The 14,863-nt window shown below is 61.1% G+C and carries 15 protein-coding genes; 13 read left to right on the forward strand and 2 right to left on the reverse strand.

Going from position 1 to position 14,863, the window contains the following annotated elements:
- Positions 1 to 180: 180 nt before the first annotated feature.
- Positions 181 to 630: an NfeD family protein gene (locus BUS06_RS11020; protein WP_074266029.1), complete on the forward strand. Its 450-nt coding sequence runs from the start codon at positions 181 to 183 to the stop codon at positions 628 to 630.
- Positions 631 to 668: 38 nt separating this feature from the next.
- Entirely contained in the window at positions 669 to 1,601 is a 933-nt protein-coding gene (locus BUS06_RS11025) for an SPFH domain-containing protein (RefSeq protein ID WP_074264296.1), read from the forward strand.
- 134 nt (positions 1,602 to 1,735) lie between these two features.
- On the opposite strand, the gene smpB is transcribed toward BUS06_RS11025, so the two are convergent.
- The gene (gene smpB, locus BUS06_RS11030; RefSeq protein ID WP_074264297.1) at positions 1,736 to 2,182 is read right to left on the reverse strand and encodes an SsrA-binding protein SmpB; all 447 of its coding nucleotides are present in this window, start codon (positions 2,180 to 2,182) and stop codon (positions 1,736 to 1,738) included.
- Positions 2,183 to 2,282: 100 nt separating this feature from the next.
- On the opposite strand from smpB, the gene BUS06_RS11035 reads away from it, so the two are divergent.
- Both BUS06_RS11035 and BUS06_RS11040 read left to right on the forward strand, forming a co-directional pair.
- Positions 2,283 to 2,720 (forward strand): type II toxin-antitoxin system RatA family toxin, encoded by a 438-nt coding sequence (locus BUS06_RS11035; protein ID WP_074264298.1) that lies wholly within the window; start codon positions 2,283 to 2,285, stop codon positions 2,718 to 2,720.
- Complete coding sequence (locus BUS06_RS11040; protein WP_074264299.1) at positions 2,717 to 3,049, forward strand: RnfH family protein; 333 nt, start codon at positions 2,717 to 2,719, stop codon at positions 3,047 to 3,049. Before BUS06_RS11035 ends, BUS06_RS11040 begins: the two co-directional genes overlap by 4 nt.
- A gap of 104 nt (positions 3,050 to 3,153) precedes the next feature.
- Here the strand turns inward: BUS06_RS11040 and BUS06_RS11045 are convergent, their stop codons facing one another.
- On the reverse strand, positions 3,154 to 4,137 hold the full coding sequence (locus BUS06_RS11045; protein ID WP_074264300.1) for a DMT family transporter: 984 nt from the start codon (positions 4,135 to 4,137) through the stop codon (positions 3,154 to 3,156).
- A 242-nt stretch (positions 4,138 to 4,379) separates the two neighbouring features.
- Here BUS06_RS11045 and guaB point away from each other — a divergent pair, with 242 nt between their 5' ends.
- The 9 genes from guaB to BUS06_RS11090 all read left to right on the forward strand — a co-directional run bounded on the left by guaB (position 4,380) and on the right by BUS06_RS11090 (position 14,737).
- Entirely contained in the window at positions 4,380 to 5,840 is a 1,461-nt protein-coding gene (gene guaB / locus BUS06_RS11050) for an IMP dehydrogenase (RefSeq protein ID WP_074264301.1), read from the forward strand.
- A 6-nt stretch (positions 5,841 to 5,846) separates the two neighbouring features.
- On the forward strand, positions 5,847 to 6,533 hold the full coding sequence (locus BUS06_RS11055) for a hypothetical protein (RefSeq protein ID WP_074264302.1): 687 nt from the start codon (positions 5,847 to 5,849) through the stop codon (positions 6,531 to 6,533).
- Positions 6,534 to 6,643: 110 nt separating this feature from the next.
- Positions 6,644 to 8,227, forward strand: coding sequence for a glutamine-hydrolyzing GMP synthase (gene guaA, locus BUS06_RS11060; RefSeq protein ID WP_074266030.1), 1,584 nt, complete (start codon positions 6,644 to 6,646; stop codon positions 8,225 to 8,227).
- 384 nt (positions 8,228 to 8,611) lie between these two features.
- Entirely contained in the window at positions 8,612 to 9,220 is a 609-nt protein-coding gene (locus tag BUS06_RS11065; protein WP_074264303.1) for a 2'-5' RNA ligase family protein, read from the forward strand.
- Positions 9,221 to 9,375: 155 nt separating this feature from the next.
- Positions 9,376 to 10,290: a 5-dehydro-4-deoxyglucarate dehydratase gene (gene kdgD / locus BUS06_RS11070; protein WP_074264304.1), complete on the forward strand. Its 915-nt coding sequence runs from the start codon at positions 9,376 to 9,378 to the stop codon at positions 10,288 to 10,290.
- A gap of 316 nt (positions 10,291 to 10,606) precedes the next feature.
- Complete coding sequence (locus BUS06_RS11075) at positions 10,607 to 11,923, forward strand: MFS transporter (protein WP_083611392.1); 1,317 nt, start codon at positions 10,607 to 10,609, stop codon at positions 11,921 to 11,923.
- 63 nt (positions 11,924 to 11,986) lie between these two features.
- On the forward strand, positions 11,987 to 13,222 hold the full coding sequence (locus tag BUS06_RS11080; protein WP_217272802.1) for an LVIVD repeat-containing protein: 1,236 nt from the start codon (positions 11,987 to 11,989) through the stop codon (positions 13,220 to 13,222).
- On the forward strand, positions 13,222 to 13,917 hold the full coding sequence (locus BUS06_RS11085) for a GntR family transcriptional regulator (RefSeq protein ID WP_074264307.1): 696 nt from the start codon (positions 13,222 to 13,224) through the stop codon (positions 13,915 to 13,917). Before BUS06_RS11080 ends, BUS06_RS11085 begins: the two co-directional genes overlap by 1 nt.
- Positions 13,918 to 13,990: 73 nt before the next feature.
- Complete coding sequence (locus BUS06_RS11090) at positions 13,991 to 14,737, forward strand: SDR family oxidoreductase (protein WP_074264308.1); 747 nt, start codon at positions 13,991 to 13,993, stop codon at positions 14,735 to 14,737.
- Positions 14,738 to 14,863: the final 126 nt, after the last annotated feature.

Here is a 14,863-nt window from a genome sequence, read left to right on the forward strand (position 1 = left end):
CAAATTAAGCAACAGGCATAGCCGTTTGGTGCGGTTCGTCAAAGCGGACCGCAATGCCCGGTAAAGTGCACCAGCTTCGTGCTATAAACACCTCGGTAGATCCGGGGTGTTTTTGTTTTGTCGGCCGGAGTTAGTGCTTTAGCACTTGCTCCGGCCTCATGCAGCGCAGTGGAGGTCGACGTGGCGCCAGGTGGACTGTTCTGGTGGGTCGGGGCGGGCGTGCTTATCGTGCTGGAACTGATGAGCGGCACCTTCTATCTGTTGATGATCGCGCTGGGTTTCCTGGCCGGCGGTCTCGCGCGCGTGTCGGGCGCCAATCCCGATGTGCAATTTGCGGTCGCGGCGCTCGTCGCATTGGCTGCGGTCCTGCTGTTGCGGCGCTCGCGTTTTGGCCGGCGGGCGACCCGCAAAGCCGCTGCAAGCAATCCCGACGTGAATCTTGATATCGGTCAGACGCTCGCCGTGACCGGCTGGCGTGACCGGCGCGCGCGCGTGAACTATCGCGGTGCCGCGTGGGACGTCGAACTCGCACCCGGTGAGCCGGAGGACGCGCGCGTCTATGAGATCAGCGCACTCGACGGCAGCCGCCTGATCGTCGTGGCGGGCAAGCATTCGCACCCGGCACCATAACAACTCAAACCGGAGTCAAACCACAGATGGGAACAAGTATGGATTCGACTATCGTCGCGGTAGTGCTGCTCGTTATCGTGTTCATGATCGCGGCCAAGACCATCAAGATCGTGCCTCAGCAGCACGCGTGGGTGCTCGAGCGGCTCGGCCGCTATCACGCTACGCTCACGCCGGGTCTAAGCATCGTGGTGCCGTTCGTGGACCGCATCGCGTACAAGCACGTGCTCAAGGAAATTCCGCTCGAAGTGCCGAGCCAGGTTTGCATTACGCGCGACAACACCCAGTTGCAGGTCGATGGCGTGCTGTACTTCCAGGTCACCGATCCGATGAAGGCATCGTATGGCTCGAGCAACTTCGTGTTTGCGATTACGCAGTTGTCGCAAACCACGCTGCGCTCGGTGATCGGCAAGCTCGAACTCGACAAGACGTTCGAGGAGCGCGACTTCATCAATCACAGCATTGTTTCTTCGCTCGATGAAGCAGCGTCGAACTGGGGCGTGAAGGTGCTGCGCTATGAAATCAAGGATCTGACGCCGCCGAAGGAAATTCTTCACGCCATGCAGGCGCAGATCACCGCCGAGCGCGAGAAGCGGGCGCTGATTGCGGCTTCTGAAGGGCGCAAGCAGGAGCAGATCAATATCGCCTCGGGTGGGCGTGAGGCTTCGATCCAGAAGTCCGAGGGCGAGCGCCAGGCGGCAATCAATCAGGCGCAGGGTCAGGCTGCGGCGATTCTGGCGGTGGCCGAAGCCAATTCGCAGGCGATCCAGAAGATCGCTGCGGCGATCCAGACCACCGGCGGCATGGAAGCGGTGAACCTGAAGGTGGCCGAACAGTACGTGAACGCGTTCGCCAACGTGGCGAAGCAGGGCACGACGCTGATCGTGCCCGGTGACCTGTCGAATATGAGTTCGATGATCGCCTCGGCGCTGACCATCGTGAACAAGGGGAAGGGTGCGACTGAGGTGCGGTAGTAGCGCGCCGGGCCGTTTCCGCTATTCGGGGAACTGGGTGCCCGCTCAAAGCAAAATGGCTCGCGTGGTATGCGGGCCATTTTATTGGTGAGATGTCCCGTTGCCAGCCGCGGTATTGCGGCCCACGCGCGACCTCAGGTGGGGTTACGCATCAAGCGGGCCTTTTCCCGTTCCCAGTCCCGTTTCTTCTCGGTTTCGCGCTTGTCGTGCTGCTTTTTACCCTTCGCGAGACCGATTTCGCATTTGACCCGGCCGCCCTTGTAATGAAAGTTTAGCGGCACGAGCGTATAACCACGTTGCTCGACCTTGCCGATCAGCTTGCTGATCTCCTCGCTATGCAGGAGCAGCTTGCGGGTGCGCACCGGGTCGGGCGTGATGTGGGTCGACGCTTCGGGCAGCGGGCTGATGTGCGTGCCGATCAGGAACAGTTCGTGATTCTTGATCACGACGTAGCCTTCCTTGATCTGGCCGCGACCGGCGCGCAAGGCCTTGACCTCCCATCCTTCGAGCACGAGTCCTGCTTCGTAGCGCTCTTCGACCGAATAGTCGTAGAAGGCTTTTCTGTTGTCTATGATGCTCATTAATGGAAAGTGCCCAACTCGTTTAAAATCACGATTTTAGCAAAGCGGGGCAAGGAAAGCCCGCGGCGCTTGTCCACCCTTGCCACGTGCTGTCCAATTTATGGCAGATGTCCAGAAAACCGTGTTGATACGCCATTCGGCGGAACAGATGTTCGACCTCGTCACCGATGTCAACGATTACCCGAACTTCCTGCCCTGGTGCGGCGGGGTCGAGATCCGTCGTCAGGACGAGAACGGCATGGAGGCGAAGATCGACATCAACTTCAAGGGCATCCGGCAGCACTTCGCTACCCGCAACAGCATGAAGCGGCCCGAGCGCATCGACATGGAGTTCGCTGACGGCCCGTTTCGCAAGTTCACTGGCTACTGGCTTTTTACGGCGCTGCGTGAGGATGCCTGCAAGATCGAATTCGCGCTGCACTACGAATTCACCAACATCTTCCTCGAAAAGATCATTGGCCCGGTGTTCAGCCATATCGCCAACACCTTCGTCGAATCGTTCGTGAAGCGTGCCAATCAACGCTACGGTAAGGCATGAGCGGGCGGCTGTCGATAGAAGTCTGCTACGCGTTGCCCGACGGACAGACGCTGATTCCCGTCGAATTGCCTGAAGGGGCGACCGTGCAGCAGGCGCTCGATGCCAGCGGCATCCTGCAGCGTTTTCCGCAGATCGATCTGACGCAGCAGAAGGTGGGTGTGTTCGGCAAGCTCAAATCGCTCGATACGGTGCTCGTCGATCATGACCGCGTGGAAATTTACCGGCCGCTGATCGTCGATCCGAAGGCGGCGCGCCAGCGGCGTGTCGAAAAGACCCGCAAGGAAGGTTCGATCGAAGGGCGCAAGTGGAAGAACAGGGATTCGCGATAGGGCGGCCGGGGCGCGCGAACTACTGCAATCGCATCAGGGCTGCAGCGACCTGGGCCAGCCGCCGTCATCGCGCCAGGGCGCCTGGCACGGGTTAGCCAGCCCGATCAATGCGCGGACACCTGCGCCTTCTCTTCAAGCGGCGTCGCGCCCGGATCGTCGTCCGCATGTTGCCGCACCGACCAGCTCACGCCTGCCACCAGCAAGGCGATCGCGGCCATCTCCAGCGGGCGCGGCAGCCGGTGGTCGTAAATGAACGCGTAAAGCAGCGCAAACAGCGTTTCAAAGACAATCATCTGACCTGACAGCGTCAACGGCAAGCGCTTCGCCGCGGCATTCCACAGGCCGTTGCCGAGCCACGAGGCGCCGATCGCCACGCCGAGATTGAGCATCCAGAAGGTATGCCAGCGTTCGCTGCTGAGCGTGGTCTGCAGACTGCCGGACGGCAGCAGTGCGATCAGGAGCCACAGCGCCGCGCCGAGCGCCCCGGTCACGACGCCCCACAGCACCGACCACTCGTTGCCGCTGTAGTGAGCCTGGCGCCGCAGATAGCGGGAGTTCTCGACCGCGAACCAGGTCCAGCAGGCGAGGGCGCCTGCCGCGCAGGCCAACCCCGCCAGTTTGCTCAGGACGCTGCCCGCCGTGCCGGGCGCGCCATCGGCCATGGAAAACACATCCACATTGATACAGACGATGCCCGCCACGACCATCGCCAACGGCCACACGAGGCGGGCGAGCGGCACAGCGCCGTGATCGCGCCGGCCCAGCAGCGTGACCGTCACGGGCAGAACGCCGATGATCAGCGACGCCGGCGCCATCCCGACCAGATGCACCGCGCTTGCCAGCAGGATGTAGTAGAGCAGGTTGCCGGCGAGCGCCAGCTTGACGAGCGCCACGAGGTCCTCGCGGGTCAGGCGGGCGGCGAGCGAGCGCGCCATCGGCAGGGCGGCCGCCAGCGAGACGATGCCGTACATCGTGTAGCGGCCCGCGCTCAGCAGCAGCGGGGAAAACTCGGGCAACATCCGCGGCACCAGAAACACCACGCCCCACAACGCCCCGGCCATTACGCCGTACGCCACGCCACGCTGCATCGACTACTCCGACATAAAGCTGAACAGTTGCGCAGGATAGCGTGCCTCTCCCAGGGTGTCTTGTTCGATCCTGCACTCGTCTTGCGAAACGAAACTGGTTCGAACCCGACCCGAACGGCGAAGCGAAATTCCCTCGCCAAAAGACCCTGGAAAATCACCGGAAATTCGCTAACCTGCTGTTCGCGCAGTGAAAACCGGGGAGGTATCGCGTATAATTCGCTTTTGCGCCTATAGGATTTGCCATGCGTCTGATCCAAACAGCACTCACGTTCGATGACGTGCTCCTCGTCCCGGCTTTCTCCGATGTTCTGCCGCGCGACACCAGCCTCAAAACCCGGCTGACCCGCAACATTTCCCTGAATATGCCGCTCGTGTCCGCCGCCATGGACACCGTCACCGAAGCCCGTCTCGCCATTGCGATGGCGCAAATGGGTGGCGTGGGCATTATCCACAAGAATCTGACGCCGGCTGAGCAGGCTAGCGAAGTGGCCAAGGTGAAGCGTTTCGAATCGGGTGTGGTGCGCGATCCGATCACCGTACCGCCGCAAATGAAGGTGCGCGACGTGATTGCGCTGTCGCGCCAGCATGGCATTTCTGGTTTCCCGGTTGTCGAAGGGGCGCAACTGATCGGCATCGTCACCAACCGCGACCTGCGCTTCGAAGAGCGTCTGGACGAACCGGTGCGCAACATCATGACGCCGCGCGATCGTCTCGTCACCGTCAAGGAAGGCACGCCGCTCGCCGAAGCCAAGGCGCTGATGCACAGCCATCGTCTCGAGCGCGTGCTGGTCATCAACGATTCTTTCGAACTGCGCGGCCTGATGACGGTGAAAGACATCACCAAGCAGACCGAACACCCGGACGCCTGTAAGGACGAACACGGCAAGCTGCGCGCGGGCGCGGCGGTCGGCGTAGGCGAGGACAACGAAGAGCGCGTGGAACTGCTGGTGCAGGCGGGCGTGGACGTGATCGTCGTGGATACCGCGCACGGCCACAGCAAGGGCGTGCTCGAGCGTGTGCGCTGGGTCAAGAAGAACTTCCCGCATGTGGAAGTGATCGGCGGCAACATCGCTACGGCTGCTGCTGCCAAGGCGCTGGTCGAATACGGCGCGGACGGCGTGAAGGTCGGTATCGGCCCGGGCTCGATCTGCACCACGCGTATCGTCGCGGGTGTGGGCGTGCCGCAGGTCACGGCCATCGCCAATGTGTCGGAAGCGCTCAAGGGCACGGGCGTGCCGGTCATCGGCGACGGTGGCGTGCGTTTCTCGGGCGACGTCAGCAAGGCGCTGGCTGCGGGTGCGAGCGCGGTGATGATGGGCAGCATGTTCGCCGGCACCGAAGAATCGCCGGGCGACGTGTTCCTGTATCAGGGCCGCCAGTACAAGTCGTATCGTGGCATGGGTTCGGTCGGCGCGATGAAGGACGGCGCAGCAGACCGCTACTTCCAGGACAACTCCGCGAACATCGACAAGCTGGTGCCGGAAGGCATCGAAGGCCGCGTCGCCTACAAGGGCTCGGTCACGGCGATCCTGTTCCAGCTGATCGGCGGCGTGCGCGCCAGCATGGGCTACTGCGGCTGCCGCACCATCGCCGAGATGAACGACAAGGCTGAATTCGTGCAGATCACCGGTGCCGGCCTGCGCGAGTCGCACGTTCACGACGTGCAGATCACCAAGGAAGCGCCTAACTACCACGTGGACTAATCGCCCATGAAGCCATTGCTGCGTGCTGTACTGATCATCGATGCCTTGCTCCTGCTGGCGTTCGGCGTGCTGTTCCTGCTGACGCCGTGGACCTCGCTGTACAACGCGCTGCAACTGGTGCAGACGCAGCCCACGCTGGTTGGACAAGGCCTCGGCATTGCGCTGATCGGTCTCGCGTGGCTGGCCTTCCATGCCTCGATCGACGGCGCGCTGACCTCGACGGTCGCCAAGGTCGTTGGGCATGTGAACTGGCTGACGGGCCTGCTGATGGTGGTCTGGCTGATCGGCATGCACCGGCCTGAACTGACCGGCTTCGGTCAGCTGGTCGCGGTGCTGACGGGGGTCGTGCTGGTGGTGCTGGGGCTGGGCGGTGTGCGGCTCTCCCGCACGGTACGACGCCGCGAACGGCTGCGTCTCGCTGAGATCGCTGCTGCCGAGCGTGCTGAGAGGCAAGCTGCGAAAGATGCAGCGAGGGGACGCGATGTGGTGGGCTATCGGGCTGAGCCTGTGGTCGAACCCGTCGCACCGCCTGTCGTGAGGCCCGCCAGCCCGATCAGTCCCGCCACCGGGCATCCGGTTGAGCCTGACTTCGCTGCGGCGAACCGTCCGGGAACGCTCTCGGCGAGCGACGCCGAAGCGCGCAGCTCCGCTGCGGATGCGCCCGGCGCGCCACGGCCTCCGTTTCATGGCTGAGGCCCGGGGCGCCACGCCACCTGCCGCAACTTCCGGATTCCGTCTTGAATTCAACGCCGCGCCTTGTGCGCGGCTTTCCTTATCCGTCCACTTTTATTCCGTCCGCTGCCATGCATGACAAGATCCTGATTCTCGACTTCGGTTCGCAAGTCACCCAACTGATTGCACGTCGCGTCCGCGAGGCGAACGTGTACTCGGAAATCCATCCGTACGACGTCGATGCGGCCTTCATTCGCGACTTCGCGCCGAAGGGCGTGATTCTGTCGGGCGGCCCGAGCTCGGTCACCGAGACCGATACGCCGCGCGTGCCGCAAGCGGTGTTCGAACTCGGCGTGCCGGTACTCGGCATCTGCTACGGCATGCAGGCGATGGCCGAGCAGCTCGGCGGCAAGGTCGACAATGGCCACGTGCGCGAATTCGGTTACGCCGAAGTGCGGGCACGCAACCATACGAGCCTGCTCGAGGGCATCAGCGACTTCACCACGCCGGAAGGTCACGGCATGCTGAAAGTGTGGATGAGCCACGGCGACAAGGTGCTGGAAATGCCGCCGGGATTTCAGCTGATGGCCTCCACGGAATCGTGCCCGATCGCCGCAATGGCCGACGAAGCGCGCCATTTCTACGGCCTGCAATGGCACCCGGAAGTCACGCACACGGTGCAGGGCCGCGCGATGCTCGAACGCTTCGTGCTGACGATTTGCGCCGCGCAGCCTGACTGGGAAATGGGTCATTACGTCGACGAAGCGGTTGCGAAGATTCGCGAGCAGGTCGGCAACGAGCATGTGATCCTGGGGCTGTCGGGTGGCGTGGATTCGTCGGTAGCGGCTGCGTTGCTGCATCGTGCGATTGGCGATCAACTGACCTGTGTGTTCGTCGATCACGGCCTGCTGCGTTTGAACGAGGCTGAGCAGGTAATGGCGACGTTCGCGGATCACCTCGGCGTGAAGGTCATTCACGTCGACGCGAGCGAAGTGTTCCTGTCGAAGCTCGCTGGTGTGACGGATCCGGAAGCCAAGCGCAAGATCATCGGCGCGGAATTCGTCGAAGTGTTCCAGACGGAAGCAGGGAAGTTGACGGATGCGAAGTGGCTTGCGCAGGGGACGATTTATCCGGATGTGATCGAGTCGGCTGGCAAGGGAAAGAAGGCCACGCAGACCATCAAGAGCCACCACAACGTGGGTGGCTTGCCGGAGACGCTGAATCTGAAGCTGCTTGAGCCGCTGCGCGAGTTGTTCAAGGATGAGGTGCGCGAGCTCGGCGTGAAGCTTGGTTTGCCGCCGGCGATGGTGTATCGCCATCCGTTCCCGGGTCCAGGGCTGGGTGTGCGGATTCTGGGTGAGGTCAAGCGCGAGTTTGCGGATCTGCTGCGCCGTGCGGACGCGATTTTCATCGAGACGCTGCGTACCACCATCGACAAGGAAAGCGGCAAGTCTTGGTACGACCTGACGAGCCAGGCGTTCGCGGTGTTTCTGCCGGTCAAAAGCGTGGGGGTGATGGGCGATGGGCGCACATATGAGTATGTTGTAGCGCTGCGCGCTGTGCAGACGCTGGACTTCATGACCGCGCATTGGGCCCATCTGCCGCATGAACTGCTCGGGCATGTGTCGAACCGGATTATTAATGAAGTAAGAGGGATTAACCGGGTTGTGTACGACATCTCGGGGAAGCCGCCGGCGACGATTGAGTGGGAGTGAGGGGGCTTAAGCTCCATTTGACGGTATTTCCTGACGGTATGCGCGCGCAGCATGCGTAGTGGCTCGTCAGATACCGTCTGCGCCGTCGACCAGACTCATTCGCCGTTCAGGTGAGCGGACCATTTCTGCCTATGCATCGCAAGCTGTGTCGCTGTGTACACCACAGAACAATTCCATGTTGCCACCAACACTGTATGGATGTACAGTATTAGGGGCAACGCGCCCGATCCACGAAAACGGCCTTGGTAGTGCGGGAAGCTGAGCCGCAATTTGGCACGCGTACCCGGCGATCCACCGTAAGCCAGCCACTCAAAACGCCGCAATCGGCACGCCCTTCAAAGGCGCAGGAAAGCGTGGCGCACCATTGAACGGAGATTCATCGACATGCCTGCTTTATCGTCTCGGGCGCATCATGCCGGTCAACTCTGGTTGCCGGGGCTAGAGGCGCCACCTGTCGCGACAGACGGCCTGTTCTTCGCAGTCCTACCCGACGCCAATACCGCGGCCGGCATCGCGAAACTCGGGCAGCAAATGTGCGGAGAGATGCGTCCGAAGAGCAAGCCGCACGCGGCCAACCGCCTGCACGTCACGCTGCAGCACCTTGGGAATTTCGCAGGCGGCTTGCCGCAAGAGCTGGTCGACGTAGCCATCAAAGCCGCCGCGTCAATCAGAATGGAACCGTTCAGCGTCGAATTCGACCATGCTTTGACTTTCGCAAAGAAACCTCGGCCCGGAACGCTGGTGCTTGGAGGTACTGAGGGGCTGGTTGGCCTCTACGCGCTCCACGACGCACTCGTAGGCGCATTGCAAAACGCAGGATTCGACCTCACGTCGGAATTCACACCACACGTGACGCTCGCCTACGGCATGCCCTGGATCGATAAACGTCCCATCGAAGCCGCCAGTTGGAACGTCCGCGAGTTCGTGTTGATGCACAGCCTGCTCGGACGTACCCGCCATATCGCGCTGGAGCGTTGGCCGCTGGCAGCATAGCTTTTGACTTGACCTAACCCGCGGACATCGACCCGCCATCACCCCAACCCCAGCGATCGATCCAGGAAAGGTATCAATCGATTCACTGTTTGGAATTTACGTGAATCGATCTTCTTTCTAAAGTCTCCATCATTCTTCATGGAGATATCACGCTGATGAGCCACTACAGACCAGAGGAACTGCGCGATGCATTGAGCGCAGGCCTGCTGTCCTTCCCGGTTACCCATTTCGACGAGGATCACGCTTTCGACGAGGCTGCTTACCGCAGCAACCTCGAGTGGCTGTCCAGCTACCCGGTCGCGGGGCTGTTCGCCGCCGGCGGCACAGGCGAATTCTTCTCGCTGACACCCACCGAAACCAGCCGCGTGATCAAGGCCGCTGTCGAGCAGGTGGCGGGCAAGGTCCCTGTCGTCGCCCCGGCCGGCGGCGGCACGGCGCAAGCGATCGAGTTGGCCCAGGCGGCCGAGGCCAACGGCGCCGACGGCATCCTGCTGTTCCCGCCTTACCTCACCGAATGCGATTCCGCCGGCGTAGCGCAGCACGCTATTCGCGTCTGCCGTGCAACCTCGCTTGGGGTTACCGTCTACAGCCGCGGAAACGCCATGCTGGACGACGTCGCCGTGGCGCGCATCGCGGATCAATGCCCGAACCTGATTGGCTACAAGGATGGTGTCGGCGACATCGACCGGATGACGCGCGTCTATAACCGTCTTGGCGATCGCCTGACCTACGTCGGTGGTTTACCGACAGCCGAGACCTACGCGCTTCCGTATCTCGAAATGGGTGTGACGACCTACTCATCGGCGATTTTCAATTTTCTGCCGGAGTGGGCATTGAAGTTCTACGCAGCGGTGCGTGCCCGCGATCACGTCTTCGTCCAGCGCGAACTGCGCGATTTCGTGCTGCCCTATACGCTGATCCGCAACCGCCGCGCCGGCTACGCGGTCTCCATCGTCAAGGCCGGCATGAAAGCTGTCGGCCGTCCGGCCGGCCCGGTACGTACGCCGCTGTCCGATCTGACGGACGAGGAGTTGGGCCAGCTCAAACAGCTCATCGGAGATCGCCGCTGACGAGCGGAGTGGCCTGACGGGCGGCACGCCGATCGGCGCAAAACCCCCGGCCAGGTTTCGCTCTCCCGGCTCTGCCACGCGCCATCCATAACGCGACAAAGGACGGCACGCAAAACGGACGCCGGCAGGGCGCCACTCATGCAAAGCGCAAAATATATTTTGACACTAAAATTCTTGGATGCTACATTTAACCGCGAAATACTGAACAATAAATATTCATGCCTCGGCGGGCAAGCGGCTTAGGCGCACGGTGATCCGCGCGTCCAAACCCACCCAGCCACGGGCAACCAGTATTTCCAAAATAAGAGAGGAGACAATGCGAACAGTCGAGGCTTTCGTTTCAGACACGATGGACGGAGCGCGAATCACGCCGACCCATGTCAAGGTCGTTGCACTCGTTGCTGCCGGCTATTGCATTGATGTAATCGACTACGCGATTTACGGTTCATTCATTCCGGACATGCTGAGGCAGCATTTCGCGACGCAGGCGCAGCTCGGATGGGTGGGAAGTGCGCAACTATTCGGTCTCGCGATTGGCACATTTTTGCAGGGCCAATTTACTGACCGCTTCGGACGCAAAGCGGTGTACCAGTTCAATCTGCTGCTGTTTGGCCTTGCCACGATCGCTAGCGCGCTGGCGCCGACCGTCATGTGGCTGCTGGTCACGCGCTTCATCGCAGGTCTCGGCCTTGGAGCCGAGCAACCGCTGGCATTTACCTACGCAGGCGAATACGCGCCAAAAGACATTCGCGGCCGGATCCTCGCCCTGGTGCACTTCATTGGTGGCGCGCTGGTCTGGCCATTGGCGTTTCTGGTCACGCTTTACTTTCGCGAATCTATCGGATGGCGTGGAATCTGGGGGGCGATAGGCGTCGCGGCACTCGTTCTGTTCGTGCTTCGGTTCGCACTACCCGAGTCTCCCCGCTGGCTTGCTGCTAAAGGGCGTGGCAAGGAAGCGTTGGCGATCATCAAGAAGATGGGTCTCGGTTCACCTTCCGAGGAGCTTTCGGACGTCGCGATCACGACCACGACCGATCCGTTCGCGGTGGTGTGGAAGGACTATCGGGTCCGGCTGCTGGCGGCGATGGTCTGTTTCAGTGCGTTCTTCTGCGTCACGATTGGTCTCGGAACCTGGCTGCCGAATATCATGAGCAGCAAAGGCTTCACGATTACCAGATCGCTTTCGTACACGTTCGGCATGACGATGGCGGCGCCTTGCGCAAGTCTCTTCATGATGTACGCCCTCGACAGGTTTGGAAGACGACGCACCGCGTTTATCGCGTTCCTGTGCTCCGGCGCGTTTGCCATCGTCTTCGCGAACGCTTCAACTGATATGCAACTGATTGCGGCTGGCTTCCTGATGATCTTCTTCTACCAGGTGGGCGGCAACACGATGCAGATTTTCACGTCCGAGGTCTTCCCAACCCAGGCGCGTGCATCCGGCTTTGGAATGGCGGCGGGTATCGGAAGGTTGGCCACCGCTGGCTTTGTTCCCGCGCTCCCGATGATCCAGCATACTTACGGTCTTCCTGTCGTATTCGGCACCATCGCGGCCTTAATGGCGATCGCCGCGTCGGGACTCCATCTGATTGGACCGGAGACTCGCCGCCGCTCGCTGGAATCGATCGCGTAACGAGGCCGCGCCGCGCTGAAGTAACTGGACAGGTTGTTGGAATTAAACCCGATGAGGTTCACGATGTACCCGATATCGCATTCTCCGAACGTGACGTTTTTAGGCCATACCGATCAGGGTAAGCGTCCGGACGGCGTCCAGATCATGGTGGACCGCGGCCATGCCTATATCGGTCACATGTTCAGCGATGGCATCTCGGTCATAGATGTTCGCAACCCGAAAGATCCAAAGCCCGTCAACTTCATTGCCTGTGCTCCGAACACCCGTGCGCATCATCTGCAGCTGCACGACAATCTTCTGCTGGCCGTCAACAGTGCGAACGTGTGGGCGCTGCAGCGCTATCAGAGCCAACAGGATTATTTTACGAACGCCATCGACGACAGCTTCAACCGTCGCGAGAAGCCATTCGTCGCGGGCTTGCGTATCTACGAGATTGGCGCTGACCCGTCGAATCCGCGGGAAATCGGCTTTTGCCCTGTCGAGGGAATTGGATTGCATCGACTGTGGTGGACGGGTGGCCGCTATGCCTACGCTTCGGCCCATCTGCACGGCTTCACCGATTTCGTTCTGGCGATCTTCGATGTAAGCGACCCTACGAAGCCGACGCTCGCAGGACATTGGGCGTTGCCCGGCATGAACCGGGAAGCGGAGGAAACGCCGACCTGGCCGAAGGGCAAGCGCTGGGCGCTGCACCATGCCATTCCCGCTGACGGCAAGTTATTCGGCGCCTGGCGGGATGGTGGGCTGACCATCCACGACCTTACCGATCCGGTTGCGCCGAAGCTGATCAGCCACACGGTCATCTCGCCGCCTTTCGCTGGAGGCACGCATACGCCGCTGCCTTTGCCCGGGCGCCAGTTGGCGATCGTCGCGGACGAAGCGATCAGTTCCAATTGCGCTGCAGGTCTCGCGCACACCTGGGTGTTCGACGTTCGTGACGCGGGCAACCCGATTTCGATCGCGACGCTGCCGCAGCCTGAAGAGCTCAACTACTGCGCGGTCGGAGGCAAGTTTGGACCTCATAACCTCCATGAGAACAGGCCCGGTGCGTTTCAGAGCGAAAATCTCATCTTTGCCACCTGGCACAATGCGGGCGTTCGTGTGTTCGACATCTCCAATGCTTTCAGGCCGCGCGAAGTCGGCCATCTCGTCCCGGGTGCACCGCAGGCACTGGTCGATATCCGGCCAGGTGCCGTTCCTGTCACGCAGTCCGCGGACGTGTTCGTTGACCGTAATGGCCTGATGTACGTGACGGACACGAACGCTGGCCTGACCATCGCGCAGTACGAGGATCTTTGATGTTGCCTTCGCAAAATACCAAGGCTGCCCCGAGCTCGACGCGCACAAGTGCGGTCTATAGGGTGCTGCGTCAAGACATCCTGTGTGGAAAACTGACGCCGGCGGCCAAACTTTTAATCGATGAGATCAGCCAACGTTATGGCGTGACCAGCACGCCAATACGTGAGGCACTCAATCAGCTGGTCACGGAAGGCTTTGTTCAGAAAGTCGACCAGAAGGGCTTCTTTGTCGCGCAGGTTTCGCGGCGCGAATTGAGCGAGTTGACCAACACGCGTTGCTGGGTCGAGTCCATCGCACTGCGAGAGGCACTGGCTCACAGGACACCTAAATGGGAAGAGGACCTGATACTCGCGGGCCATCGGCTGTCCCGTACCAACCGGTCGGCGGATCCTGAGGTGTTTCAGGAGAACGCGCCGTGGGAAGACACGCACAAGCAGTTTCACATGGCGCTGATCGCCACGTGTCCATCGCGATGGCTGCTCGATTTTTGTTCTTTGATGACCGATCACGCGGCGCGTTATCGCTACCTGTCAATGAGCCTGGCGTATCCAGAGCGCGATGTCACCAAGGAACACAAGGCCTTGATAGACGCCGCCATCGATGGGCCGCCCGCGCGGGCGATCGAGATGCTGATGGAGCATTACCGCACCACAGCAGACATCATCATCAGGTCGAACCTGGACCTGCCGGATTAGATTGGGGAGCGGCGGGGCATGTTGCCCGAGCCGATCAACAGGACATAACACAACTTCCAAACGGGAATTCAGTATGGCGAACAGATTTGCGGTGGTCACAGGGGCCGGCAGCGGTGTGGGACGAGCGGTAGCCACGGCGCTGCTGCAGAACGGATATTCGGTGGCGCTGGCGGGGCGCCGTCAGGACGCGCTGGAAGAGACCGCGCGTCTGGCGGGCGGCAGTAGCCTGGTTGTGCCTACGGATGTTTCGAAGCCCGACGAGGTGCAAGCACTTTTCGCCAGGGTCGCAGCGGAGTTCGGCAGACTGGACGTCCTCTTCAACAACGCCGGTACGGGTTCGCCTGCAACCAATTTCGGTGACGTGACCTTCGAGCAGTGGTCGGCGGTCATCGACGTGAACATCCACGGGATGTTTCTGTGCGCCAACGCGGCATTTCGCATGATGCGGGACCAGTCTCCTCGAGGCGGCCGCATCATCAATAACGGCTCGTTGTCGGCTCACGTGCCGCGGCCTGGTTCCGCGCCTTATACGACATCGAAACACGCCGTCACGGGACTGACCAAGTGCATCGGTCTGGACGGTCGTGCGTTCGACATCGTGAGTTCCCAGGTCGACATCGGCAACGCAGCGACCCCGATGACCGCCCGCATGGCCAAGGGCGTGCTTCAGCCGAACGGAACCACGGCTGTCGAACCGACGATGGACGCTGCCAATGTAGGCAATACGGTTTTGTTGATCGCGAATATGAGCCTCGACGCTAATGTCCAGTTCGTGAGCGTGATGGCATCGCAAATGCCGTCGTTCCTCGGACGAGGCTAATGCTGCTCCGACTCAGGCCTCATCCAGGCTTGAGTCGAGTCTGAATATCCGTTGGCTGGCCGGCCAGCCAACGAAGACGAGAGTGTTGAAATCGGGCTGACAGGTAATACACGTCACGCCGTTGCT

It is taken from the genome of Paraburkholderia phenazinium (assembly GCF_900141745.1).
GTDB lineage: Bacteria > Pseudomonadota > Gammaproteobacteria > Burkholderiales > Burkholderiaceae > Paraburkholderia > Paraburkholderia phenazinium_B.